The organism is Mesorhizobium sp. CO1-1-11 (assembly GCF_020164995.1).
In the GTDB taxonomy this organism is placed as follows: domain Bacteria; phylum Pseudomonadota; class Alphaproteobacteria; order Rhizobiales; family Rhizobiaceae; genus Mesorhizobium; species Mesorhizobium australicum.
Window position 1 is genome coordinate 137,348 of record NZ_JAIUHE010000012.1, and the last position, 25,890, is coordinate 163,237.

A 25,890-nucleotide genomic window follows, 5' to 3' on the forward strand; every position below is an offset into this window, starting at 1 on the left:
GAACGCCGGCCCGAGACCGTTCAGCGCCCGTCCCCGCCAGGTGAGGTCCGCAGCCAGGTGTTCGGCAAGGCGGCAGCGGCGGCAAAATTGGACAGCACTGACACAGCACAGCGGCACTGGCTTCATCTCGTTCAATCAGGCTGCTTTCCTGATGGCTGCCTTGAACGGGTGATCCATGGTAAAGGCGTCTGGACGCACCCCCCGCTCAACCTGGCGCCATGTCACAGGGTGGGCGATCGGAAATGCGGGGCGTGCGCGTGGAGAGAACGCGCCCACGGCCGTGTTGCCTCTCCCGTTGCGAAGATAATCAATGAAAATACGTCCCGTTCTTGCCGCCGGCGCAGCAGACAAGAGGTAGCGCTCAGGATGTGCGTCAGCGAGGCACCGGGCAAGCGATTTGGCGAGTTGCCGCGCGTTGTCGTGGGTCATCTTGGTCTCAAGAGGGGCCATCAAATGGATGCCCTTACCGCCGGTGACCTTGGCCCAACTCTTCAGACCTGAAGCCTCCAGGATGTCGCGAAGCGCCAGCGCCGCTTCGATCACCTGCTCCCACTCGACGCCCTCGCCGGGGTCGAGGTCCAGCACGACGCGGTCCGTCTGCTCGATGTCATCAACGGTGGCGTTCCAGGGATGAAGTTCGATCGCATCCATTTCGACCAGCCCGAGCAAACCGGCGAGAGCGTCCACCCACACGCGCACACCCTCTCCACCCTCGCGCTTTCGGATGCGCAGCTGGTGCACGGCGCTTGGGATATCCGGCAAGGGACCCTTGTGATAGAAAGTGGTCCCGCTCGCGTGGCGCACCAGCTTCAGTGGTCGGTGGCCGAGATGGACCAGCGCTTGCTCGGCAACCTGTTCCCAGTAGCGCATAAGGGCTTCCTTGGACGGCGAGACCGCGTCCGGCAGGAGCTGAAGAACGTTCTCACGGGGCACTGCGTGTCCCTCGGCCCTGTTCCGCCGCTTCGATGCGGCGGGCGGCTTTGCGGGGATCGTGACGAGATCTTCACGAAGGCCCTTGAATACCGCTTCGCGCAAGATGCCGCGGTCGGTGACGCTGCTGAACTGCACCTCGGCCAGAACGTCCGGCCTGACCCATGTGGCCTTGGGCTTGTCGATCGGGTGCGACAATGGCGAGTTGTCGACAATCAGCGGGTCCAGTCGCTCCCGGACCTGTCGCGCGATGCTCAAGCTGAAGCCACTCTGGGCTTTGCCGGCATAAAGCAGCCGGTCGCCTTCGCGCCTGCCGATGTAGAGCGAGGCGATCCGGCGCGGCCGAGCGCCAAGCTTCTCGACGAAAGCCACGACAGGAAAGGTGTCGCTCTTGATGCATTTGACCTTGACCCAGCTTGTCTGGACGCCGGAGCGATAGGGTGAATCGGCGCGCTTTGACACTATGCCTTCCAAGCCCATGCGGCAGGCATGCGCGAACATGTCCTTGCCGCTCACCTCGAGATGTTCTGCATAGGTCAGCGTCGGCGCTGAATCTTTGAGCAGCTTCTCCAAGGCGGCCTTGCGTTCCAAAAGCGGTTGCTGCCGAAGATCGCTGCCGTTGAGGTGAAGCAGGTCGAACGCGTAGAAGATGAGCCTCGGCGAACCCGGATTGCCCAGCTCCCGTTCCAACGCTTGGTAGTCCGGAAGGCCGGTCTCGCCCAGAACAACAGCCTCGCCATCGATGATCGCGGACTTTGCCCGCAGGCTCGCCGCCGTCTGAACGATTCTCTTGTACCGCCGGGACCAATCGTAACCACGGCGCGTGAAGGCTCGCGCTGTTCCGCCTTCCACAATGAGTTGGGTCCGGTATCCGTCATACTTGATCTCGTGAAGCCAGTTGCCGCCGTCAGGAGCTTTCTCGACCAACGTTGGCGATTGGAACTCGATAAATGACAGCCGGTCTTCGGTCTTACCCATGCGCACGCGAACTCCTGGAATGGGGAGTCAAAACGTGAGACGGCAATGAGTTCCGATAATTTTAGCGAAATTGCATATACCCGCGATGGTAGGTTTGCGGTCCCAGATGCCCACGCAGTTCGCTGCCCTCTCGCCGGTTTTTCATACTTTCGTCGCCGCTGCTCCGCGCGATGCGGCGACCCCGAATGCCAGGCTGCCGGAGAAGGGCAGGCACCCGGCTTCTCGCGCAGGGCCTTTTAACGGTCCAGAAGTCTTCATCGCCTATAGCGATCTCATGAAACTGCTGCGACATTTTGCCGAACCGACTCGTCGTCTCTTCCTGGTGAGAACGGCTTTGCCCGTCATCGCGCTGACACTGCTCATTGCTGCGATCACCACCGGGTTATTGCTTTGGTCCACGATCCAGACCGACCGCGTCGCCGCGGCGCGGCAGAAAAGCCTCGTTGCACTGATTATCTCCAAGCTGGAGAGCGCAGTGGCACATGATCAGGAGAGCGTAACGGTTTGGGACGACGCCGTTAAAGCTCTTCGCAGCGGCGATGCGAAATGGCTTGATACCAATCTCGGCAGCTGGATGCATACCTATTTCGGTCATGACCAGGTTTATATTCTCGATGCCAATGATGTCCCCATCTATGCGTTCACCGACGGGTCGACCGCTGACCCTGGCAGCTACCGCGCCATACACGCGACCACCGAGCCTCTCGTCCAGACGTTGAGAGCGAGACTGACACGAGGGGACACCCAAGGTGTTACCGAACAGGTGCTCACCATAGGTGCGTCCGACATGGCCGTTATCGCCGGCCATCCCGCAGTCGTCAGTATCAAGCCTGTGGTTTCCGACAGTGGCCACATCGCGCAGGTGCCAGGCAAGGAATTCCTGCATGTGGCCGTCCGCTATCTCGACGGCAGTTTTCTTACCTCCTTGCGGCAGGACTATCTGCTCGATGGCGCCCGATTCTCCTGGGACAGTAACCTTGCTTCCGGCGAGGCTTCGTATCCCGTTGTCGACCGATCTGGACCTATCGGCTTCTTCGTTTGGCGGCCATATCGCCCGGGAGCCTTTGTCCTCTTGCAACTCGTGCCCGTTCTCGTCGCCTTGTTTGGTCTGGTGCTGGCGGGTGTCATCATGGCCCTGATAGGCTTTCGCAAGCGGACGTTGAAGCTGATCGAGACGGAGGGCCGGATCTACCACCTCGCTCACAACGATCTCCTTACGGCGCTGCCCAATCGCGGTCAGTTCAACGAGCGTTTGGCAGATGCGCTGGCGCGCCTGCCGTCGACGGACGAGCAGCTCGCGGTTCTTTACCTCGACCTCGACCGCTTCAAGCAGGTTAATGACAGCTTTGGCCATCCGGCGGGTGACGAGCTGCTCAGGGAGTTCGCGGACCGGCTAAGACGGCTGACGACTGAAGCCGACACCGTGGCGCGTCTTGGTGGCGATGAATTCATCATCATCCGACGCTCGGTTGGCGGCGAGAATGACGTTAAGGCGCTATGCGAGCATTTGATCGAGTCTGCTCGTCGGCCGTTCGAGGTCGCCGGGGTGCAAGTCTTTGTCGGCGTAAGTGTCGGGGTAGCGGTTGCACCCAAGGACGGGATGGACACGGTCGAGGTGGTGCGGAAAGCCGACGTGGCGCTCTATCATGCCAAAGCCGGGGGCCGCAGCAGCTACGCCTTCTTTGGACACGAGATGGATCTGACGCTGGCCATGCGCAAGGGCATGGAACAGGACCTGCGCAACGCGCTGGATGCGACCGGCCAGATCCAGGTCCATTATCAGCCGCTATACGCCGCCGACACAAACAGGATGACCGGTGTCGAAGCGCTGGCCCGCTGGTCTGATCCGGAGCGGGGCTGGGTTGCACCGGACTTGTTCATACCGCTGTCCGAGGAAGCAGGGCTGATTGAAAAGCTTGGCGAACTGGTTCTCAGACAGGCGTGCCTTGACGCGGTGGATTGGCCCATCGAGACCTTGGCTGTGAATGTGTCGGCCTTGCAGCTGAACAATCCCAGTTTCGCCATGCGAGTGACCAGTATCTTGTTGGAGACGCACATGGATCCGCGGCGGCTCGAAATCGAAGTTACCGAAAGTGCTCTGTCGGAGCGCCGGAGCGAATGCCGAAACAACATCGAGGCTCTGCGCAGCATCGGGGTGCGCTTTGCACTCGACGATTTCGGCACCGGCTTCTCCTCCTTGGGAAGACTGCAGACGCTGGAAGTCGACAGGATCAAGATCGACCGAAGCTTCGTGCAGGGCTTTGGTCACTCCAACGGTGACGAGGCCATCGTTCAGGCGATTATCAACCTGGCCCGCGCGACCGGACTTAGCACCACTGCCGAAGGGGTGGAGACCGAAAGCCAATGCGATTACTTGCGCAAGCTCGGCTGTGACCAGCTCCAAGGCTTTCTGCTGTCCAGGCCACTGCCCAAGGGGGATCTTCAAGAGCTTTTCGGGGGCGTATCAGCGCGCGCCTCCGCTTAGGAAGCCCAGCGGTGGCGAGCCACAGAAGCTGCCATCCGCAGCGGCTGGATGACGGGGCCATCGACCGGGCCGGCTTAGCAGCCCTGGACCTTCAGTGATTTGACCATGCGAACGATAAGCGGATCATAGGGGACCTTCTCGTTGCGAGCATAGTTGACCGTAAACAATGCCGCTCTGTCCCCGCAGATCTCAATAGCCCGGACATACAGGATTTGACCGTCCTTCAGTCCCGAATAGCTCGCCCATTGCGGGGTCACTCGCTTGTAGGTCACCTTCCAGCCGTTGTTCTCGTTCACGGCGATGCGATGCTCGATCTCGGTGCGAAAGCTTGCCTTGCCGAGTTGCGCCCCCCAGACCGCAAGAAATGCTTTGTTTTTGCCCTCAAAGGCTGCTCCTTGATCGGAGCGCTGGGCAAGCACAAACCCCGGGGGAACGTCGAATACGAATCCGAGATGCTTGATCCCAAACCCCTCCCATTGTTCAGCGCCCAGCAGGGAAGTGGGGATCATCATGGCCAAGCTGAGCAGAATATGGGGCAGACGTTTCATGGGTGTAATCCTGTCGTGCTTGTCGCGTGCGCCCTGCGGGCGCAGACCCGCCGGCCGTGGCGGAGGGCCAGCCATCCGCGCTCTAAAGCCAGCGGACCTTTTCAAATCTGAGGTGGCGCTGTTTGTTCCATTAGGAACTGGGAATATCCCGGTACGCGCGTCCTAGTCGTTTCGATAGGGTGAGGTTTGCTGTTGCCCCGCAGCACCCGCCACGGCAGGAGGCGATCGCCGTCACATTGCCGGACGCGGCAACGGGTTCCGCGGTGATGGCAGAATAGTAGCCGACACCAGCGAGAACATAACGATACGCTCGCCTGCTCGCGGCGCGGCTTGCGAAAGTAGGAAGGCGTGAAGTGACGGTTGTCCGCTGTTGATGTGGCGGTTGGGAACGATGCCAGCCTTTTTTAGCAGGGTCGAGACACGCCTTGCATTGAAGATTAGCCCTTCTCCTAGGACTAGCAGAGGCTCCATTTTTTCAACAGCTTAAAGGGAGTTCCGACAAAGTCGACTCAATCAATCCCAGGGGCGTGGGGTTGCCGCGGCAGGCTTCCCGTTCCGGCGTCGCCCTCAGCATCTTCGCCGTACCTTCCGCTCCATGTCTACTTCTTGTCGCGCGAAATACCACGTAGGCGCCTGCCGCCTTCGGGATGTCCGCTTCACCCTAAATGATTTCGACGGCAGACAGCTTTCGCCCCCGAAGCGGTCGATAGGGGGGTTTACAATTGGCCACTGCCTGGGGTTCCTGGAAGCTTGTCGAACTTTTTGGGTCGCGCCAAAGCCCGCATTGCGTGTTCTGGTAGCACAGACTGGGACATTAGACTCGGCTCTAGATTCAGCTCTGTGAAGAATTTGAGGAGACTTCGCCTTTTTGGCGCGCTCGCTCACCCGCTCCAACCAGGCGACAGCAAGCAGCCCTGCACAGTCCGATCACGCCCGCAGGCTCGGTCGCATTCGCCCCGCTTGTTGCGGTACCCACGCCACTGGGTTATTTTAGGAGTGTGGGAACAGCACCTGCCATCCATCGGTGGTGCGACCTTGCCGTTTTGGGCAGATTGTGAAGTCTTTGACAGACCAGGTTGTTGCAAGCTGTGTGTCTTGTGCCCTCCAGGCCATGAGCAGTTAAGGATGCGCCATGCTGCGATGTTTTGCGTTCATTGCGGCCCTGATGCTCGCGAGCTTCACGGCATTCCAAGCTTGTGCCGATCGTAGGGTCGCCCTTGTCATCGGCAATTCCGAATACCGCGAGATTCCGGCCCTCAAGAATCCGGACAAGGACGCCGAGGACGTGTCGAACACCTTTCGGCTGGCCGGATTCGATGTGTTCGTCGCCAAGGATCTCACCAAGATCGAATTCGAAAAGCAGTTCCGCAACTACCTCGCGGCAGCTGACGGTGCCGATCTGGCGATCGTGTATTATTCCGGCCACGGCTTTCAGATCGGCGGAGAAAATTTCCTAATCCCGGTCGATGCATCGCTCAAGAACGCGGCCGACATTGAGGTGCAGGCCGTCAAGCTCGATGATGTGCTGCAGCAGTTGCGGACGAAATCGAAGATCCAGGTGATCATCCTCGACGCTTGCCGCAACAATCCGTTTCCGCGCAAGGACTATTGGTTGCGAGACCAGCTGATCGTTGCTGGCAACACCGGCCTTGCGCAGGTGAAAAGCTCGCTGAACACGCTTATAGCCTTCGCCACCGAGCCCGGAGCCGTCGCTTATGACGGAAATGGCGACCTCAGCCCCTTCTCCTCCGCCTTCTCCCGTCGCGCGCTGGCGCCGAACCAGGAGATACGCTCGGTCATGGCGGCCGTTCGCAGGGATGTGGTCCAGGCTACGGCCGGTAAGCAGGTGCCTTGGGAAAACTCATCGCTGATCGACGAAGTCGTCCTCATGCGTCGCGTCAACCGGCCTGCACTGCCGCCGGTCTTGGAAAAGGTCGTGCCGTCCGGCGTCGGGCCTGTCGCGCTCGACTTGCCGGAGCCGGTCGATGTCGATGGCGGTGCGGTCACCGTCAGCATTGACAGGCAGCCGGCGCTAGGGCGTCTGATTTTGGACGGCAAGCCGGTTGCGGCGGGGGAGCCGATTGCCGGCAAGGATCTCCCGCGATTGCGAATGGACGTGCCCAAAGGTGTGGGTGCCCAGGAAGAAGTCGACATGCTGGCCTATTCAACGCGCGACAATTGGGGTGGCGAATCCCAGGGCATCCTGGTGTTCCGGGTCAAGAATGGTGAGGGTGCCGAGGGCAAGCAACTTATAGCCTCGCTGGAGTCCGAGCAGAAGCAGCAAGCGGTGGAACGCGGCATTCACATTGCTGGCGCCGCCGAAGCGATCGAGAATCGTGAAGTCCATGTTCCAGTTGGCGTCGGCCCGGTTCCGTTGCAACTGGATTTCCCAACCGCGGATCCGGCGGTCAGCCTAAAACTTGCGGGCTATCCGGCAACGGGAACGCTGTCGCTGCCGGATCGGACCTTGTCGCCAGATTCGAGCCTGATGGCCGATGAAGTCGACCACTTGCGCTATGAACCCCAGATTGGCGCCGTCCAGCCACTGATCGTCGGCTTTGAAATCAGGGCCGACAACATGTCCTCGAAGCCGGCGACGATGAAGCTCTCGCCAAGCGTCGACCCATGCGACAGGGAGGCCGGTGAGCCACTTGACCTGCAGGGCGTCGTCCCCGGTTTGTTGCCGAATGAGATCAGCAGCAACGCCGTTGACGTCTGCCGGGCGGCGGTGAAAGCCTATCCCGATGTGGCTCGCTTCCACTACCAGCTCGGCCGGGCGTTGCTTGCGGTTGGTAAGGCCGATGAGGCCAAGAAGGCGATCCAGGAGGCTGCCGACAAGGGGCATGTGCGCGCAGTGTTCGAGCTGGGCTACCTCAACGCGACGGGAACGGGAATGCCCGTCAATCGCAAGCAGGCCAATACCTTCTATGCTGCAGCGTCCGACAAGGGCGATCCCTATGGGATGACCTCGTGGGGTCGCGCCTTGTTCAACGGATATGGCATCGAACGTGACACCGGCAAAGGGCTGGATCTGCTGCTCAAGGCGGCGGCGATGGGGCACACTTATGCCATGAACGACCTCGCCGCCATCTTCACCGAAGGCCGTAATGGTGTGCCTGCCGATGCAGCTCGCGCCGTGGCTTTCCTCAAGGCTGGCGTCGAGCGGCAGGACATGTACTCGATGAACCTGCTCGGCCGCAATTATCTCGCTGGCACGGGGGTCGAGAAAGACCCCAAGACAGCGCTCTCGCTTTTTCAGAAATCGATGGATCTCGGCCAGCCCTACGCTCCCGGCAGCCTTGCGCGCATGTACAGGGACGGTGTCGGCGTGCAGCAGGATCTTGAAGAAGCGCAAAGATTGTTCGAGCTGGCGACGGCGCGCGGCGATCAGTCGGCTGCGTATGATCGCGCAGCTCTGGAGATGCAAAGGGGCGAAAAAGCGGACCAGGCCGTGGCGGTGCGCTATCTTGCCTTCGCGGCCGCGCTCGATCTTCGCAACGAGACTCCCGATGCCAGGAATACCCTGGCGAAGTTTGGCGCCAAGGCGAAGTCGGCGGCCTTGAAGCAGATGCGTGGGGACCTGAAGGCGAAGATTTCGGCCAACGGTTCGTTGGACGATCAACTGATCAAGACCGCCAGGGCGGTCTGGGAGCAAGCCAACCCGCGCCGGGACTTGTTCTGACAACATGGAGGCAACAGGTGGGCTGGTCACTAAAACAGGTAATCGTCGCAATCGTCCTATTCCTTACGGTGGCAGGGTGCACAACCATCGCGCCTCCCGTTGAGCCTACGACGACGACACATCGTACGAAGTCGGTCGGTACGACGACCGCGCCAAAGGTGGTGAAGCACAAAAATGTGAGCGCCAAGAAACTGCTCACACCGGTCAAGAAGGAAACCGCGCCCGTCATTGCGCCCTTGGGCGGCGGTGGCGCCGGCGGTAGCGGCGGTGGCAGTAGTGGCGGTGGCGGCTGGGGGGGATAGCGCCACCACAGCGCACCACAAGTGCGGGGCAATCGTAGGTTTCGCAAGCGCTGGAACTGCTCGCCAAGCAGGGACAAGTGCTCTATGATTGCGCCGATGCCGTTAGTTGGATCGGGTTGCCTGGCGGGGGCGTTCCATGTTCGAAGTCGTTGCATTCTGGCGAGCGCGAGCAAAAGCGCAGCGTCCTGGCTTTGTCGTCATAGCGATATTGGGACTGCTATTCCTCGGACCGCAATCGGCGAGTGCCGCGCCGAACTGGACGCTCGATCCGGACGCTTCGGTGCTTACCTATCAGTCGGTCAAGAAGAACACGATCGTCGAAACCAACAAGATCAGGAATATTACCGGCACGCTGACTTCCGCCGGTGATGCCAAGGTCAGCTTCGATCTCAATTCCGTCGACACCGGCGTCGACCTCCGCAATGTGCGCATGCGCTTCCTGTTCTTCGAAACGTTCAAGTACCCAACGGCCGAGCTGACGGCAAAGGTGGACCCGGCGGCCTTTGCCGACTTGCCAGCCAAGCGCCGCATCAAGGCAAGCTTGCCCTTCCGGCTCAGCCTGCATGGCGTCGACAAGGATCTGGAGGCGAGCGTCGTCGTCACCATGATCAGTGATACTCAGGTCTCGGTTGCTTCCGAGGCTCCCGTTGCGGTGCACGTGGAGGACTTCGGCCTGCTGCCGAACGTCGACAAGCTGCAGCAGGCCGCCAATGTGACGAACATAGTGCCCACTGCGTCGGTGTCCTTCGACTTCGTCTTTGTTGCCGAGGGCAGCAAGCCGGGTGCTGTGCAGACAGTCGCAGCCAACGCCGCCGAAGTCGGCCCCGTGGCCACCGACGCTGCGAAAGCCAATTTCAGCGACGAGGAGTGCCTCAACCGGTTTGCTGTTTTGTCGCGCACCGGAGCCATCTACTTCCGTGCAGCCAGCGCCCGACTTGATGCCAAGAGCCGTCCGTTGCTCGCCGAGGTCGAGGGGGTGGTCGGCAAATGCCCGACCCTGAATGTTGAGGTCACCGGCTACACGGACTCGGACGGTTCGCCAGAGGCGAACAAGACGCTATCGGAACGGCGCGCCAGGGCGGTTGCCGATGCGCTGGTCGCCGATGGCCTGCAGCGCCGCCAGATCAGTGCCACCGGCTATGGCGAGGAGCGGCCGGTTGCCGCCAACGATACGGCAAAGAACAAGGCGCTCAATCGGCGCATCGAATTCTCCGCCACGAAGCTCGCGAACTGAGGTCAGGGTGGGCTCCCGTCCATTGGCGTTTTGCGCAGGCTTGTTTCGCGGCACTGGCCTTGTCACGATGGTCTTGCTTTTCACCTTGACCGCCGCCACTGCCGAGCGTCGTGTCGCGCTGGTGCTGGGCAACTCGCAATATCAGCACGCCGCGCCGCTCGCCAATCCCGCGCGCGACGCGCAGGCCATGGTCGAGCGCCTGCAGAACCTTGGTTTCGAGGTCGTCTCCGGTTTCGACCTTACCAAGCAGCAGACGCAAGCGACCGTCGCCCAGTTCGCCAAGCAGGTGCGCGGCGCCGATATCGCGCTTTTCTTCTATGCCGGACATGGCTTGCAGGTCTCGGGCAAGAACTACCTGCTTCCGGTGGATGCCGCACTCGAGGACGAAACCTCGCTCGACTTTGAGGCCGTGTCGGTCGATTTCATTTTGCGGCAGATGTCTCGCGAGACCAGCATCGGGCTGGTATTTCTGGACGCTTGCCGGGACAATCCTTTGGTCGATGTGCTGGCCAAGACCGCGGGCATCAAAGGTGCAAGCAGCGGGCTTGCGGAAATTGGGATTGAGAACGGCGGTGCGGGAACGCTCATTGCGTTCGCTGCCAGTCCCAACCAGCTCGCCTATGATGGGTCCGGCGACCACTCGTCCTTCACGACGGCGTTGCTTCAGCACATTGGCGAATCCAATGTCTCCATTACCGAAGCGATGAACAGGGTAACCAGGGACGTCTTCAGGGCGACAGGCGGTAAGCAGCGCCCCTGGACCAATGTCTCCCTGACCACCGAGGTTGTCCTGCACAAGGTCGATCTCAACGCGCCGCTGATCGTGGGTGAAGCGAGCACCCCGCCTGATGAAGCCAGCTCCGGGACGCGCAACACCGGCGGCTCGTCAGCCCAGACTGACGACCAGCTTGCGCTCGATGTTCTTCGAGCGAAGATCCCGAAGCTTGCCACTGACGGGCCAATCTTTTTCGATCGCCCGGTCACGTTCGGGGATCCGGTGATCGACGGCAAGAGCATCGCCCAATTGATCAAGGGCGAACCGCTTTTCAGTCCGGTAGAAGGTCTCGACAAGTCGGTGTGGGAAGGCAAGCACTGCGACAGCTGCCATGAGTGGAACGAGGCCCGGCTTTGCGAGCAGGCGAAGAATTTCGCTGCCAACGACGTCTCGGTCCTTCGCCTTCAGCATCCGCTGGGTACCCGATTCAAGGTCGCGCTGGCCAGATGGGCGCAAGGCGGCTGCCAGTAGTAGTGCTGGGCTGGTGCCAGCGACGAGGGAGGGCAAGCAGGGGAGGCGAACGGCGAACCCGTTACGCCTCAAGCTGAGCCATCTCGATGCCCATTTCGACAAAGGCGGAAAGCAAGGTAAATCGGTCCGCCAGCGCCACGCGGGCCAGTCCCGCCAGGATTGCGGCATTGACGGCATGGGCGGCGGGGAATCCGCTGGACTCCATTTTGAGGGTCGGGTGACGCCATACCGCTGCCAGTGCGATCCAGGCGGCCGGCGTTGCCGGCGGCAGCTGCAAGGAATTGCTCAAGGCTGCTTGATGTTGAAGATTGTCAGGCTCGCCGACGCGGGCATGGACAAGCGCCAGCAATTCGAGGTCCTGGCCAGCGAGCAGCTCGGCGACATTGCTCAAGCATTCATGTCCCCACCAGACGGCGGCTCGCTCGGGTAGCAGGTAGGCACAGAACGTGACTGCTTCTTCCGGCACGCGCCCGGCAAGCAGGCTACGGCAAAAATCTAGGGGCGGCTGACCCGTGGCCCGCGATTTCATGTCCCTGGCGATGGCGGGACAAGCAATGAACAGATCCCGTGCCGTTCTGTACCCGAGTTCATTAGCCATGGCTGCCACATCCCCACGAGCCAGCAGACAAGCACTCAAGCCTGTGAGCGAGCGCCGGTCAAGCGTCAGACCTCAACAGGTGGTCGCCACGAGCAGCATGCGTTTGGTCACAGACAATCGCTTCCTGATTTGCTATGGTAGGCGCCAGCAAATCCACTCACACTGGAGTGACGGTCATGCGATGGGTCAGTTCAACCTTGGCATTGGCGGCCATGCTTCTTGCAACGCACGTCTGTGCCGATCCGCTTCAAAAGTCGGAAGACATCGTGAAGTTCTTCGCCAATCAGCCCGGCAATCTCGGTGCCTCGCGCGGCATCTGCGTCGGTACGGAGGAAGAGTGCAAGAGCAAGGCGGAGAAGACCGGCTCAGCCCCACAAAAAGCTGGTCTCGACATGATGATCAATTTCGCCCTTGATTCGGCTCAACTCGACCAGATCGCGCGCACCGAACTCGATGAGTTCGCAAAGGCCCTCAAGGACAATCGGCTGAGCACCTTTAGCTTTGTCGTCGAGGGGCATACCGATGCGACCGGCTCGGATCGGTACAACCAGGACCTTTCGCAGAGAAGGGCGCAATCGGTGGCGGCATTCTTGACAGCCAACGGGGTAGAACCGGCCAGACTGGAAGCAATCGGCGTTGGCAAATCGCATCCGCGGGTCGCCAACCCTTACGATCCGGTCAACCGCCGGGTGGAGATGCGTGTCAGGACCGAGTAGGCTCGCCGACCATCCTTGACAAAGATATGCATTAGCCTGGCTCAAGCACACCTTGGACAGAATTGAGCAGCGCTGTTATTGCCTGCTTGTATTTTTCGAACTCCGGTGACGTCTGCCGAACTTCGGTGGTCGTCGCCGGCTGGCCAGCATCCGTCACCACGCGCGGCACTTTTTGACCCATCTTCCGCTCGGCCCAGTCGATGACATAGCCAGCGGTCTTGCCGATGAGGAAGGGATTGGCCTCGATCACCGCTGAACCCAAAACGGCGCTCAATTGCGACGTGCCGGACGCGGCCAGCACCTGGTGCGCTCCTTCCATGCCAAGGAAGTGGCACAGGTAAAGGCGACCCGCGGTTATCTGGTGGCCGCGGGCACGCAGATAGGCTTCGCCTTCGCGCGCCAGATTGCGCACCATTTCACGCGACAACGTCACGTCATAGCGAAGCGCGAGCAGGTCGGCGGTCGAGAGCGAACGGGCTAGATCGGGACGATAGGTGTTCATCATCCGGATCCAGGTCTTGGTGATGAACTGGCCAGCCCCGGTTGCCGACGAGTTGGGATTCTTGGCGCGGGCGCTGCCGCCGCTTTCAACATGTACGATCCGGTCGGCTAGCGTTTCGACCGCGGCATCGCCAGAGCCTGCGGATCGGCCAGAGCTGGGGGATTCAGCGCTGGCAACCGTGGTGACCGTCCCGAGCGGATCGATCGCCTCGCCGTTTTGATAAAGTTCGAAATGCAGATGCGGTCCGGTCGAGAGCCCGGTCGTGCCAATATAGCCGATGACGTCGCCTGCCTTCACTTTGGTGCCGACGCCGCTGGCAATGGCGAATTTCTGCATATGGGCGTAGCGCGTCTCGCGCCCGTTTGAATGGGTGATCTTGACCAGATTGCCATAGCTGCCGCCGTCGCCTTGGAAGCTGATCTCGCCGTCGTAGGCGGCCATGATGGGCGTGCCCACGGGGGCTGCCCAGTCGACGCCTTTGTGGATTCGAACCGTTCCGAGGATTGGATGCCTACGCGGGCCGAAGGTCGACGTCATCACCCCGCTCACTGGCGTGATCATGCCGTTGGTGACCGTCTGCGAACGAACCTGATCATCGCCGGTGACGCAGGCATACTGCCCGTCGGCTTGCTGGTACACGAAGCAGTCGAGGTTTTTGTCCTTACCCAGGACGCCGACGTAAAGCACCCGCCCGGAAATCTCGCCTTGGCCGCGCGGGGTCTGCGAGTAGATCAGCACCAGGCGTTGGTCCTCGCCGGCGAAGTCGTCCAGATCCTGCCCTCTCGACAGATACATGATCGCTTCGCCGATCACGCTGGTCGGCACCTTGTTGCGCGCCGCCGTCGAGTAGATTGCGTCGAGCAGACGGTACTGCCGCTTCGGCCCACCCTGATCCGAGCCACCGGAATAGTTGAAGAGGTCCTCGCGCACCCAGGGATCGACGCCTGCAACAAAGGCGCCCCCGGCGTTGCGGGTCAGTGTGCCGACGTAAAGGTTCCTTGCGTAGACAGAGATCTGCATCAGCGACATGGTCGTCGTCTCACGGTTCGGCCGGAGACCGCGCAGGGCGACCACAAAACCAGGCTCCAGCCGATCGCGGTTGAACACCGCTTTCAGCGCTTCGCCCGCAAGCCTGGCATCGTCCGCGGAGAAATGCGCGTCGAGCGCGACGCTGTCCAGACTGCGCTCGTTGAGGACTTTCACGAAAGTGTCCTCTGTTGCCTCGTAGCGCTGATAATCGCTGATGACGGTTGCGACCGTGGTGTTGTTCTCAATGGCGGTCTTCTCAAAGGCGGGCAGCGCTTTCTCGCCCTGGTCAATGGTCTCGCCCCAGCCGGCCTCGGGGTCGTCCGCGTCAGCTTTGAGCGCCGAACCCGGGGACATCTCCCCCCCTTCAGGCGCCGCCTGCAGGTCGTTCGCCAGATCATCGCGTTGATCCTCGGGCGCGACGGCAGGTTCGGGCGGGGTCGGCTCGTGGCCCTCGGGTGCCGCGGCGGAGGGCTTCGGAGCAGCCTGCCGCTGCGCCTGGAAGAAGGCAAAATCCTCCTGCGTGGAGGGGATCGTCGTCATGAACTTCTCGCTGGCGCTCAACATCACGTCGGACAGGATCTCGATCTGCGGCGAAGCCCCGGAACCGTCGAGTTCGGCCGGGCGCGCAATCGTGCGGCCCTTCGTGGCGGTCTCGTCATCGGGTGCCAGCGTGATCCACATCGGGTCACCGGCAAGATCGATGATGGCCGGCACATAGACCGAGGCGTCGGGGGGTATGTCATCCAAACCTTCGACGGGATGCAGCTCTTCATTCTCGTCGCCGAACGACCAGTCATCCCGGGTGAGATAAAACCCGGTGGCAATCGCAATGACGGTGAGCGCGGCAAGGCCAGCAAGAAAGCGGTGCCAAAGTTTGCGTCTGCGCTCGCTCTGGCGCGCCAACTTCTTTTGTTTGAAGCTCGTGTCGATACCGTGCGTCACGGGCCGTTTCCGGTCAAGAAATAGGTCCAGCGCACCTGCTCGAGCGTATCGACTTCGACGAAACGGGCCGCGATGTGACCGCGCTGCCAGCACTCGTCGATGCCACGGATAGAGAAGCGGTGGCGATCAACACACATTTCGGTCGATCCGCTGAGAATCGCATGGCCGAACACGTCGGTCGCGTAGAGGTATACGTACCGGTTGGTCAGTTCCTCGCGGATGACGTTCACGCATTGGTTGGCGCCAATGGTCCACCAGCCGTCGGTCTGGTCGGCATCGTCGATCTTTTGTCCGACGGCGAGATTGACGACGTCGAGGGTCTGGTTGCAGACGGTGAATTCCGCATGCGCGCTGTCGGTCGAGACGGCAAGGAGCAGTGCTGCGCCCAACAGCGCGGAAAACGCGACGCGGTTGGCCAGCAAGCGTCCAGACCAGCTACGCTTTATGCGTGCGGAAGGCGGGCAAAATAAATGCAGGGCGCGAAGGTCCATCGGCGTTCATATCTATCCGCCGAGCCTGAAATACTTCGCGGCGGCGGAGAATTGCGAGCCGTCGGACTCGATCTCCTCGAGGATCTTTGGCAAAAGGTCGGAGGCTGGTGTCGGCCTGGAGAAGCTCGCGGCCCGAATGTCGTGCGGTCCGGTGATCACCAGCATGATCTGCGGCAGGGCTTTGCCGGCCGCCTTGTCGGCGGCGCCCAAACCAATCGGTATGCTGAAAGTCGCCTTGTCGGCTTGCGCCACCATGCGGTCATCAAGGTTGAAGGCGATGCCTCTGTGGTCGATCAGCATGACGTTGGAAACGAGCCCGCCATGCGTTGCCAGCGTGCCCCTGATCGGCGAGCCGTCCGGCACCGCCGTCCGGTCGAGAACCAGTTGCGGCCTTTCCACATGGTTGCGGTCGAGCAAGCGCAGGAACCTGGTCACTTCACACTGGGGCTGGTCGATGACACGGACGCTGATATCGGGCTCGAGATGGAACCTCGACTGAAAGTCATTGAGCATCTGCTCGAAGGGCTGCACGGCGGTTGCGAAGCCTTCGATTGCGGCGGCGCTGGCGCTTTGGGATGTCAGCGACGCGTAGAAACAGTCGCCGCCACTGAAGTCGCGCACCCATGACGCACGTTGCGCCGTCTCGTCGACTGCCGCCGCTAGCGGCACCGCCGGCTTGGGCATGTTGATGGCGACGTCGGTGTTTTCGGGCCGCGTGGTCAACGGCGGCCGCGGTTGCTGGGACGGTTGCGGCGTGTTCGCCGCTTCGGACGGCGCGGCTGGCAGCGGCTTGCTGGCGATCGCAGTCGGCGGCATCGGCTGAGCCGGCGGGCTGACCGGCAGCGCCGGCACTGGGCTTTGCGCAATCGTCGGCGAGGAAGCCTCCGGCTTGGCCATTTTGGAAAGCTTATCGACCAGCTCGGTTGCGCTTGGTTTCGTCGCCGGCGGGTTTGCTTCCCGCGCCGGCTTGCCCTCTGCCTGCGTCTGGCTTGGCGCCGACGTCCCCGGCGGCTCGCCGACTGGCTGCGGCGGGTTCGCCTTCGCCTCGGGCTTTGCCGCCGACACCGCGTTTGACCGGGTCACGGTCGGCGTCTCGGCAGGCTTGATCTCGACCGGCGGAGTAGCCGTTGCTTCGGGTTGAGCCATGGATGGTGCGGTCTCGCCGATGGGCGGCACCATAGGCGCCTGCCTGTCGGCGGTCACCGGCTGGCCCGTCGGCTCCTGGCGGGCGACCTGCTGTGATTTTGTTGCCGATGGCAGCTCGGGGCGCGGGGTCGGCACCGGCATTTCGGGGGGCTTGGCCTGCTGCGGTTTCTGCTCGCCTGCTGCGTCCGCCTGGTCCGCGGCCGGTATTGTGGTCTTCACCTGAGCATCCGGCAGCGCAGGTGGCATTGCCGTTTGTTCGGTGGCAGCGTTGTCTTGTTTTGACGGCTCCGGCTGTAGCGGTGATGATGGCGGCGGTTGCGATGCTTCCGGTTGCGGCTTCTGCACCACCGGTTTTGATGTCAGAGGCTTGGGGGTCTCTTCGGCCGGCGGCCGCGCCAGGATGCCACTGACATAAAGGCCGCCCCCCAACAGGACCGCCAGCGTCACCAGGGCGCCAGCGATGGCCGGCATCCGCCCCGGATTTCGCGGCTTAGCCGGAACGGTCGGGCCGGGCGTCGGCGCCGACTCTGGTTGCGACAGATGCGCCGGCCGGACATGCTCGACAAAGCGTTGTTCGCCCGGAGATGCCGAAGGCTCGAGCCTGGAGGTGGGCAGTGCCGTCCAGCCGGCGCGCGGCAAGCCGGAGCGTTCCCGCGAACCATACGATACGGGCGGCAATGTGAGCTCGACATCCTCGCCACGCGTCGCCCTGGCGATCTCGGCCATGCTGGCGGGCCGATCGCGCGGGTCGGGCTGCAGCATGGCGCCGAGGAGATCGTGGAACTCGGGATCGATGTCAGACAGGTCTGGGACGGTCCGGCGTTTTTCGATGACCTCGAACTGCGAGCCGCTCATGTCGAGTGGCTTTCCGCGCAGTGCGGCGGCGAGTACCAAGCCGAGGCTATAGATATCGGACTGCTCACTGACCTCGCCGCCATAGAGGCCGAGCTGTTCGGGCGATACGTAATTGTATTTGCCGGCGAACTTCCCACCGATCAGCGTTTCACCGCCTGCGGTCGCGGAGCGAGCGATACCGAAATCAATGATTTTGGCGTGCTCCACCCGCCCGCCAGGCAGGATGATGTTGTCCGGCGAAAGGTCGCGGTGAATCGCGCCCGCCTGATGCACAGCCGCCAGCCCCGAGGTCAAGCGATGGCAAAGGCGCCGCACGTCTTCTCCCTGCATCGCTCCGTGACGCATCACATCAAACAGTGATTGGCCGTCCACAAACTCCATTGCCAGGTAGGGGCGGCCGATCTTCGGATCAATGGTGAAGACGTGATAGCGAACCACCGCATCATGCGACAGATGGTTGAGGATCGATGCTTCCTTGCGAAACAGCGACAGGATCGTCTGGTCACGGGCGAATTCGGGCAGGACGATCTTAATCGCCACGTGATCGCCGGTTTGGATGTTGTGGCCGCGATAGACTTCTCCCATGCCGCCGGACGCGATCCTCTCGTCGAGTTCGTAGATGCCGCTGAGCTGCGTGCCGGCGCCGGCATAGGTAACGTTGGTCGATATCCGCGTCTTATCGTCGTCGCTCATCTCGCCAGGCTCTCCGGTCCGGACCGATCCGTATGGGGCGCACCGTTGCGCCCGCCGCCGATCTTCACGAGTACGATGGTCACATTGTCGGTCCCGCCGCGCGCCAGCACCGTCTCCAGCAGGCTCCGGCACGCCGCCTGCGGCGTTGCCGATCTGACTGCGGCTTCGATCTCGGCGTCGCTGACATGAGCCGTCAGTCCGTCGGTGCTCAGGACGAAAACATCCCCCGCCATCAGCTCGCCCTGCTGGAAATCGATCTCCAGCTCGTCGCTCACCCCGACTGCATGGGTGATGACGTGGCGGCGCGGCCAGGTAAGCGCCTCTTGCGCGCTGATCATGCCGCGATCCACCAGTTCCTGGACCTCGGTGTGATCCTTCGAGACCTGAAAGATTGTCCCGTCACGGATCAGATAGATGCGGCTGTCGCCGGCCCACAGCCCGGCGAACCGTCCATCCATGGCAAGCAAGGCGGCGAAGGTCGAGCCGATGGTGATGCCGCGGGATCGCGAGATCTCGCGGATCTCGGAATTGGCGCGGCTCAGACGGTCTTCGAAGCGCGCACGAAGGTCGGGTGCCGAGCTCGCTATGCCGATCGTTGCCAGATGGTCAACGATGCTGGCGGACGCGACCTCGCCGGCTTCGTGCCCGCCCATGCCATCCGCCACCACCCAGAGACCGGTCTGCGGCTCTATCAGATAGTTGTCCTCGTTGTGGTCGCGCACGCAGCCTCTATGGGTCACGCCGAAGCTTTCGATGGAAACGGCGACAGTGCTCAATTTGCCACCTAGCGCTTCGCGAGCGTCCCCTGTGACCAACCCCGGGCAGCGTGCCCAGGCCACTTTGCCATAAGCGGATCCATTAGAGTACCAAAATGAGTGCCCGCAGCCGGCGCTGCGCTTGAACAGGGCCGTGTCAGAACGCCTTCGGACAGCTGAAGTCGGCCAGGGCTGGCAACAGGAAGGGATTTGCCGCCGGTCCGGTCTGGATCATGTAAGCGACGTCGCGTCCGCCGATCACGAAGCGGGCTTCGCCGCTGGCGGTAATGGTCGCCTTGTCCAGCAGACGCTTGAACGCCCACGATCCCTCGAATTTGATAGCCGAGTCGCGGCCGGGCATTTGCGGCATCAAGGTGAGGCTGGCGGAAGCCGAGGCTGTGCTGTTTGGCCACGTCACCGTGCTCGGCGCGTTGCCCGTCTGGCTGCTCTGGATGGTCTGGCCGTCAATGTTGAGAACGGCGTTGTCTGCGTCTCCATTGAGCGTAGACGGCGTGATGGTCATCGAAACCGAGGGCACAGAGCCGCCGGACGGAAAGAAGGCGCTGCGGATCTCTGCGGCCGACTGAAAGGATTTCAAGGTCGACTTCGCCAAGTCGTGGCCGGCGCGGGCATCCTGTCTCCAGGTCCATTCCTGGCCGCTCATGTCGATCAGCGACGCAAGGTTCTGCGCAAAGAAACGGTCGATCAGCCCGCCCGGCGCGAAGAGCCTGGCGAAATCCGCTATCGAGATCTCTTGCGTGGCGTCCCTTGCGAAGGGATAGCGCCCGCCGACCGCCTCCTCGCAGGCTCGTGTGACCGTCTGGTCGAGGTTCTGGTTGAGGTTGGCCAGCGAGGCTTCGGCGACACTGCCAGCAAACTCGTCCGCTGCCGCGTTGACCATGCGCGCAAGCGGCTTCGGAAGACGCGAGACATTGGCGCGCAGCGTGGAGATCTGCAGCTGCAGGTTGGCGTTGACGCGTTCGGTCTGTGAGGGGTCATCGGCCGAAAGCCTCAGGCTTTGAAAGATATCGCGGAAATTCCGCGTTAACGCATCGATCGGCCGCCCTCCGTTTGCGCCGCTAACCAGGGACTGGAACGATCGAAACTGCGCCTCGACGCTCGCACCGGCAGTGTGTGCGACAGCCGAGCCAGAGCCGGCACGGCTCTGCGACTTGCCGCCGGCGATCTGCAGGCCGATGCGAGCCAGGCCTTTGGCCATGCTGGCGAGATTCTCTTGCGCCGCGCCGCCTTGGCCCTCGACCATCTCATCCTTTGTCAACGCGGTCTCGTCGGCGATCGCCGTGGAGAGCTGAGCAAGAGGCGAGTCCGGCGCGGCGAGAGCAGAAAGAGCCAGATATCGCGGCTTGTCTTCGAGCAATGCCTTGAACATCAGCTGGTCAAGGACGCCGTTCCACGCGGCGGAGAATTCCTTGCCGTAGCGGTCGATCAGTTCTAGACCGAGCTTGGGCAGGTCCTGGTCGATGCCGCCCTGTTCCCCGCCGCCGCCAAGCACCCATTGGTCGTTGACGAGGATCTGCGCGATGCGCGAGAGCTGCGGCAGGAAGAAACGGTTGAAGCCGTCGCGCGTGTAAAGCCCGGGAATGTCGAGATCGGCGAGATCGCCGCCATCCGCGCGTTCGAACACGAGCTGTGCCTCAGGTCCGGCTTTTGCTGCGACTGGGAAGCTCTCCAGCCTCGCCGCGTAGACCGCCGACTTGATCAGCGCCGAAGCGCGGTCGGCAAGGCTCATGCGGCCAAGCGAGCGCTGCGCGGCTTCGATCAATGGCTGGTTGAGTTCGAAGACGGGATCGTAGGCGTCGTCCAGGGCAAGCATCGCGCGCAGATGCTTTTCGAGCTGCGCGCGGCCCTCGCGGTTGTTCTCGCCCGGATAGCGGTTCACTTCCCAATCCTGCTTCATCCAGGAAACAATCAACTCGTTATCGACCTTCGGAGCCTTTCCGCCGAGCATCAGGTAGATCTTCAGCGGCTCGTAGAGTGCGATTGGATCGGCAATCTTGGCCTGGATGGTCCGCTCCGCCTGCACCAGGAGCCGCGAGCGGAATGTCCGCTCGAGCGCTTGCCGATAGGCATCCTTCGCGGCCGACAGCAGCCTGTCGCGCTGCCCAAGCCCGAACGTCTCCTCGATCGGCTTTCCCTGGTCGCCGGTCTCGAATCCCGCTGGCAGGTTGCGCAACTGGTCGAGCGGGCCGATCACATTTTCGAGGTCGACGTCGCTCACCATAGGGCTCTTGAGCAGCGCATCGGCGCTGTCGCGATAATGGGCCATGGACTGCCTGGTGGACGTGATCAGGGACTCGTTGGCGAAGAAGCTCAGCCCAAGCACGCCGAGCGCCGTCGACGTCGCCAGCGCAATCGCGGCGAGGCCACCAAATCTCGCAAGTCTGGCGCGCCGTTCGGCCGCCCGGTCGAAAGATACCCAACCTGACTCCGGGAAGATCACCTTGGTCAGGAGATCGTGCAGGAAGAAGCTCTTGCCGGTGCCCGAAAGATGCGCCTGCGAGGCGGTGCCGAAGCTGCGCCCGATTGTGCCCAGTACCTGGTCGAACGGTGTTCCTTCCTGAGTACCCGAGGAGAAATAGAGGCCCCGCAAGCTGACATTCACCCGCGATCGGGAGGCATCGAACAAACTGCCGATGAAATGCGCGGTCCGGTTCCTGAGGGCGCCGAACTGCGCCGGGAAGTCGAAGATGGCGATGCGCGCCACCGGGTCGGCCTCTTCCTGCAAGCGTTCGACGAGTTCATCTGCCAAGCGCTGCGCCAGAGCGTCGAATTCGGCCACTGCCTCGCCGGCCATGTTCCTTGTGCGATCGGCGGTCTGGAACGTCGCGCCCCATACCTGACGCCTGCGCGCGTCATCAAAGCCACCGAAATAATCCATGAAGCCCGACAAGAGGTCGGCCTTGGTGAAAAGGAGATAGGCGGGGAACTGGATCTTGAGCGTCTCGTGCAATTCGCGCAGACGGCTCCTTATCTCGGTGACATGCGCATCGATATGCTGGTCGTCGAGGCTGATGAGATCGGCGAGGCTGATGGCGAGGATCACCCCGTTGATTGGTTGTCTGGGGCGGGTTTTCTTGAGCAATCCCAGGAATGCAAGCCAGCTCGCCTGGTCGCGTTCGCGGTCCGATTCGTGCGTCGTGTAGCGGCCGGCCGTATCGATCAGCACGGCTTCATCGGTAAACCACCAGTCGCATGACCGCGTGCCGCCGATGCCAGTCACCGGCTGGGCGTTGCCGGAGCCCGCAAGCGGAAAGTTGAGGCCGGAGTTGACCAGCGCCGTCGTCTTGCCGGCGCCTGGCGGACCGATGACGATGTACCAGGGGACATCATAAAGGAAGTTGCGCTTGCGGCTCGTCCGCCTGAGCGTCGCGATGGCTTCGCTCATGCGCGCTTCGAGCACCGGTGAATCGTCGTTGCGCTCGTCGCCGCGCACAATGGCCGTTTCGAGCGCCTGTTGCGCCTTGCGTCTTTGCCAGAAGCGAATGCCGTAGAAAGACGCGAGCACGATGGCGGTCGTGCCGATGATGAGTGCCCTGAGCCACACCGACCCAAGCGGGCGGGTGTCGGCGAAGCGGATCAGGGGTCCTGCATACCAGACGGCGGCCGAGAAGCCGACGAGGGCAAGCGCGCTGAAGATCCGCAGCACCCAGCCGATCAGCTCCTCGCCGCGCCCGCTCATAACGCGTCCTGCTTTGGGAGTATCACGTCGACGCGGCGGTTCTTGGCGCGGCCGTCGGCGGTCGCATTGTCGGCAATGGGTTCGTCTTCGCCCTTGCCCTCGACGCTCAGGCGCGACGGGTCCTTCAATTGCTTGGCCATCATCGCCTGCACCGCTTTTGCACGTGCCACAGAAAGATCGAAATTCGACTTGAATGTGCTCGACTTCTTCGGCTTCACGTTGTCGGTATGGCCGACGATCTTGATCGGTCCGGGTTCGGCATCGAGCGCCGAGGCGATGTCTGTCGCGATCGGCTGGAACTGTGCCGTTATTCCGGCCTGGCCGGACACGAACAACAGCTGGTTGCTGATCTCGACGACGATGAAGTCGCCCTTGGTGCCGACGCTCACTCCTCCGCTCGCGACCTCCCTGGCGAGTGCAGTGCGGATGCGGTCGATCTGCGTGGTGTTTGCAGGCATAGGTGGTGGCGGGTCGGCTCGCGCCGGTTCGGCGGGTGCCTCCACGCTGGCCCGTTCAATCATAACCGGGCTGGATGGATTGAGCGCCAGCAACTCGCTGGCAGTGACATCGCCTTCGTCGGTGATCAATATCCTAAGCAAGAAAAAGGCTACCGTCACCAGGGTCGCGGCGGCGGCTGCGATCGCCCACAGCGGCAGCCGCCCTGCTGGCCTGGGCATCGCCGCCGCCATGCCTTGCCACTTGGGGGAAATCTCGTCTGCGGCTCGCGGCCTGAAATAGCGCAGTGTGTCGTAGACGTCGCGCCGGACGCGCTCGAGCGTGTTGCGCTCACCGGACAATGTTCGATACTGGCCTTGAAAGCCCAGCGAAAGGCAGGCATGCATCAATTCGAGCAGGTCGCAATGCCCTTCAGGCTTGGCGAGGATATTGTTCAGCGCCTCGTAAAAGCCCGTCCCTGTCGGCTGCGTGTGGAAGAACTTTATCACCATACTGTGCCGCAGCCAGGTATGCTTGTCCGGCCAGGGCAGATTGCCGATGAGGTCGTCGGCTGTTTCGCAAAGCGCAAACTTGGCGATCCGCGCGTCTTGTTCGGCAATTCCGGCTTTGGCCGTGGCACGGTCGAAGCTATCGACAGTGTCCGCGATATGCTCGGCCAAAGCGGCCGCTTGGCATTCGACCGGCGTCAGCCGCAACTGGCCGCACAGCATGAGCAAGGGGGCTGCGGCGGCGAGGATGGGATTGGCCGCGGCATACTTCACGCCAGCGGTGGCGTGGAGCAAGGCATCCTGCTGCAACACCGGTCTTTTTGCAGCAACCGCTTCGTTGTCCTGAACAACCACGGTTCCCGATGACCAGCCGGGGGGCAACTGCCGGCCGGCGCCGGGGTCGAACACGGTCGATTCCCTGGCGGGTGAGGGGAGAGGGGGCACGCTTTGCAGACCGGAACCAGCGGGAGCCACGAGCGGCCTTTGCCTTGGCCGTTGCACGCGGATGACGGTTTTATCCGGAGGCTCGGAGGAATCGTCCTTCGAGCTCATCGATGCACCACCGACGAAGTCCAATGGGCGTCTTTCAGACAGAAGGAATGCCGCATACGAGGCTCAGTATCAGCAGCGAGCCGGATGCAAACTCTGATCTTGCCGAAACAGGACATTCCTGCACACACCCAAGCCGCGCCGCTCTGCCAGCCTGGCAAGCGCTCCTATGCCATTCTAGTCGCACAGGAAGCCGATTGAAATCGGAAAGCAGGGTGTAGAGGAAGCGGCTTTCCTTTCCTTGAGGTTAATTGGCGAGCTGGCAACGCCATCTGGCGCCCGGTTATTTCTGCTTGCCAGCCTTGGCGTACGCTTCGGCGAAATAGACAAGAAAGACATCCAGCATGCCGTTTTCGTGCTTGTCTTCCATCGTCCGCCACGTCGCGACGAGCGCATCCCAGGCTTGGCTCTTCCTCGATGAAAAGGAGGCGGGCGGGATTCTTCTGGCGATTGCCTCCGGCGACAGGTCGTCGAGCAGCCTCGAGAGCGCGGCCTGCATGGCTGCGTAGGTTGCGATTTCGTGGGTCTTCAGATCGTCGAACGCATCCTCGATGCTCCGCTTGGCATCCAGATAACCCGCCCGCCGCTTGGCAAACATGATCTCCAGCATGTCGTCAGTGCCCGGCACGAATTTCAGCGGGTTGTTGTCCGCGGCGCCGATCATCGTGCGATGCGCGCTCTTAGCGAGCACCTTGGCCGCCGCGCGCGCCTTGAGCAGCAAGGACAATTGCTCGACTGTGGTTCGCAAGACCGCGCCGATCTCGGCAGCGACGTCATGCGGGTCGCGCGACGCCAACAGCTCCGGCGACAAGCCGGCCGCCCTGGCGATATCGCCAAGTGTCCGGTCGGCTTCCGCCGGCTGCTTGACTGGGACATCAGGGCCGGGCGTCGGCGCCGACGACGTTGACATTTTCGCTGCCTGGCCTGGGCCATCTGGCGGAGTGAGCAATGGTGCGCTGCCGGGTTCAAGCGACCCTCCCGTCGAGGCCGGCAACTCGCGTTGCGTCGAACCGGTCCTGGCCTGCGGATTACCGGCGGCAACGCGCTCTTCGTCGATCGAAACGGTGATGATATAGTGGCCGATGAGCAGCCGGTCGCCTCGGGTTAATCGATGCGGCGCATTCAGGCGCTGGCTGGAGCCGTTGACGAAAGTGCCGTTGCGCGAGAGGTCGTATAGCCAGAACGAGCCCGTCTGATAGCGGATTTCGCAATGTCGCCCCGAGATAAGTTTGGCAGGGTCGGACAGCGTCCAGTCGCAGTTCTCGCGCCCGATTTCGAAGCCCCGGTCGCGGGCGGCATAGCTCGTGGCGACCCCTGGCGGCAGCCGGTCGACATTGCTGATCTGAAGCGAGATGAACATTGAAACCCACTGTCCGCTGAAATGCCAAGGCATTCTAGCAGCTTGCCGGCGCAGTGGGAGAGGCGCCTTCCACGAACAATGCTCGCCAGGTTCATGCGTTGCTTTTATTTGGCCGCCGTCGAAGATATGCTAGCTTGCGGCGGTCAGATGCTGTGAACGTGATGCCGTTCACGGAGCGGGGCTTCAATCCATCATCCCGGCGGCC

Annotated in this window: 15 protein-coding genes; 5 read left to right on the top strand and 10 right to left on the bottom strand. The window is 62.1% G+C overall.

Going from position 1 to position 25,890, the window contains the following annotated elements; translation table 11 throughout:
• Window positions 1-135: 135 nt before the first annotated feature.
• Entirely contained in the window at window positions 136-1,908 is a 1,773-nt protein-coding gene (gene ligD / locus LB554_RS16135) for a DNA ligase D (RefSeq protein ID WP_224585541.1), read from the bottom strand.
• A 106-nt stretch (window positions 1,909-2,014) separates the two neighbouring features.
• Between ligD and LB554_RS16140 the strand changes: the two genes are divergently transcribed.
• A complete protein-coding gene (locus LB554_RS16140; protein WP_224585543.1) occupies window positions 2,015-4,393 on the top strand; it encodes a putative bifunctional diguanylate cyclase/phosphodiesterase in 2,379 nt (792 codons plus the stop codon).
• Window positions 4,394-4,467: 74 nt separating this feature from the next.
• Here LB554_RS16140 and LB554_RS16145 read toward each other — a convergent pair whose 3' ends face one another.
• Entirely contained in the window at window positions 4,468-4,941 is a 474-nt protein-coding gene (locus LB554_RS16145) for a hypothetical protein (RefSeq protein ID WP_224585545.1), read from the bottom strand.
• A gap of 1,132 nt (window positions 4,942-6,073) precedes the next feature.
• On the opposite strand from LB554_RS16145, the gene LB554_RS16150 reads away from it, so the two are divergent.
• The 3 genes from LB554_RS16150 to LB554_RS16160 all read left to right on the top strand — a co-directional run bounded on the left by LB554_RS16150 (window position 6,074) and on the right by LB554_RS16160 (window position 11,405).
• Window positions 6,074-8,623 (top strand): caspase family protein, encoded by a 2,550-nt coding sequence (locus tag LB554_RS16150; RefSeq protein WP_224585546.1) that lies wholly within the window; start codon window positions 6,074-6,076, stop codon window positions 8,621-8,623.
• 438 nt (window positions 8,624-9,061) lie between these two features.
• A complete protein-coding gene (locus tag LB554_RS16155) occupies window positions 9,062-10,159 on the top strand; it encodes an OmpA family protein (RefSeq protein ID WP_140789699.1) in 1,098 nt (365 codons plus the stop codon).
• A gap of 85 nt (window positions 10,160-10,244) precedes the next feature.
• Window positions 10,245-11,405, top strand: a complete 1,161-nt coding sequence (locus LB554_RS16160) for a caspase domain-containing protein (RefSeq protein WP_224585548.1) — start codon at window positions 10,245-10,247, stop codon at window positions 11,403-11,405.
• 61 nt (window positions 11,406-11,466) lie between these two features.
• Here the strand turns inward: LB554_RS16160 and LB554_RS16165 are convergent, their stop codons facing one another.
• Window positions 11,467-12,003 carry a DUF6931 family protein gene (locus tag LB554_RS16165; RefSeq protein ID WP_224585550.1) on the bottom strand — a complete coding sequence of 179 codons (537 nt, stop codon included), beginning with the start codon at window positions 12,001-12,003 and terminating at the stop codon, window positions 11,467-11,469.
• A 212-nt stretch (window positions 12,004-12,215) separates the two neighbouring features.
• On the opposite strand from LB554_RS16165, the gene LB554_RS16170 reads away from it, so the two are divergent.
• Window positions 12,216-12,719 carry an OmpA family protein gene (locus LB554_RS16170; protein WP_140789767.1) on the top strand — a complete coding sequence of 168 codons (504 nt, stop codon included), beginning with the start codon at window positions 12,216-12,218 and terminating at the stop codon, window positions 12,717-12,719.
• Window positions 12,720-12,750: 31 nt separating this feature from the next.
• Here LB554_RS16170 and LB554_RS16175 read toward each other — a convergent pair whose 3' ends face one another.
• The 7 genes from LB554_RS16175 to tagH form a co-directional block, all read right to left on the bottom strand.
• Window positions 12,751-15,192 carry a M23 family metallopeptidase gene (locus LB554_RS16175; protein ID WP_224585627.1) on the bottom strand — a complete coding sequence of 814 codons (2,442 nt, stop codon included), beginning with the start codon at window positions 15,190-15,192 and terminating at the stop codon, window positions 12,751-12,753.
• Window positions 15,189-15,683 carry a DUF1036 domain-containing protein gene (locus LB554_RS16180; RefSeq protein ID WP_181171465.1) on the bottom strand — a complete coding sequence of 165 codons (495 nt, stop codon included), beginning with the start codon at window positions 15,681-15,683 and terminating at the stop codon, window positions 15,189-15,191. The genes LB554_RS16175 and LB554_RS16180 overlap by 4 nt, the downstream gene beginning before the upstream one ends.
• A gap of 12 nt (window positions 15,684-15,695) precedes the next feature.
• Window positions 15,696-18,377, bottom strand: coding sequence for a serine/threonine-protein kinase (locus tag LB554_RS16185; RefSeq protein ID WP_224585552.1), 2,682 nt, complete (start codon window positions 18,375-18,377; stop codon window positions 15,696-15,698).
• Window positions 18,374-19,153 carry a PP2C family protein-serine/threonine phosphatase gene (locus LB554_RS16190; RefSeq protein WP_224585554.1) on the bottom strand — a complete coding sequence of 260 codons (780 nt, stop codon included), beginning with the start codon at window positions 19,151-19,153 and terminating at the stop codon, window positions 18,374-18,376. Before LB554_RS16190 ends, LB554_RS16185 begins: the two co-directional genes overlap by 4 nt.
• A gap of 136 nt (window positions 19,154-19,289) precedes the next feature.
• Complete coding sequence (tssM, locus tag LB554_RS16195; protein WP_224585556.1) at window positions 19,290-22,832, bottom strand: type VI secretion system membrane subunit TssM; 3,543 nt, start codon at window positions 22,830-22,832, stop codon at window positions 19,290-19,292.
• On the bottom strand, window positions 22,829-24,328 hold the full coding sequence (tssL, locus tag LB554_RS16200) for a type VI secretion system protein TssL, long form (protein ID WP_224585629.1): 1,500 nt from the start codon (window positions 24,326-24,328) through the stop codon (window positions 22,829-22,831). The genes tssM and tssL overlap by 4 nt, the downstream gene beginning before the upstream one ends.
• A 280-nt stretch (window positions 24,329-24,608) precedes the next feature.
• The gene (gene tagH / locus LB554_RS16205; protein WP_224585557.1) at window positions 24,609-25,685 is read right to left on the bottom strand and encodes a type VI secretion system-associated FHA domain protein TagH; all 1,077 of its coding nucleotides are present in this window, start codon (window positions 25,683-25,685) and stop codon (window positions 24,609-24,611) included.
• Between the last annotated feature and the right edge of the window lie 205 nt (window positions 25,686-25,890).

Coding starts and splice junctions, on each gene's coding strand:
- tssL (WP_224585629.1), bottom strand. CDS start 24,328: ATGAGCTCGAAGGACGATTCCTCCGAGCCTCCGGATAAAACCGTCATC.
- LB554_RS16170 (WP_140789767.1), top strand. CDS start 12,216: ATGCTTCTTGCAACGCACGTCTGTGCCGATCCGCTTCAAAAGTCGGAA.
- tssM (WP_224585556.1), bottom strand. CDS start 22,832: ATGAGCGGGCGCGGCGAGGAGCTGATCGGCTGGGTGCTGCGGATCTTC.
- LB554_RS16150 (WP_224585546.1), top strand. CDS start 6,074: ATGCTGCGATGTTTTGCGTTCATTGCGGCCCTGATGCTCGCGAGCTTC.
- LB554_RS16185 (WP_224585552.1), bottom strand. CDS start 18,377: ATGAGCGACGACGATAAGACGCGGATATCGACCAACGTTACCTATGCC.
- LB554_RS16155 (WP_140789699.1), top strand. CDS start 9,062: ATGTTCGAAGTCGTTGCATTCTGGCGAGCGCGAGCAAAAGCGCAGCGT.
- tagH (WP_224585557.1), bottom strand. CDS start 25,685: ATGTTCATCTCGCTTCAGATCAGCAATGTCGACCGGCTGCCGCCAGGG.
- LB554_RS16165 (WP_224585550.1), bottom strand. CDS start 12,003: ATGGCTAATGAACTCGGGTACAGAACGGCACGGGATCTGTTCATTGCT.
- LB554_RS16145 (WP_224585545.1), bottom strand. CDS start 4,941: ATGAAACGTCTGCCCCATATTCTGCTCAGCTTGGCCATGATGATCCCC.
- LB554_RS16140 (WP_224585543.1), top strand. CDS start 2,015: ATGCCCACGCAGTTCGCTGCCCTCTCGCCGGTTTTTCATACTTTCGTC.
- LB554_RS16180 (WP_181171465.1), bottom strand. CDS start 15,683: ATGGACCTTCGCGCCCTGCATTTATTTTGCCCGCCTTCCGCACGCATA.
- ligD (WP_224585541.1), bottom strand. CDS start 1,908: ATGGGTAAGACCGAAGACCGGCTGTCATTTATCGAGTTCCAATCGCCA.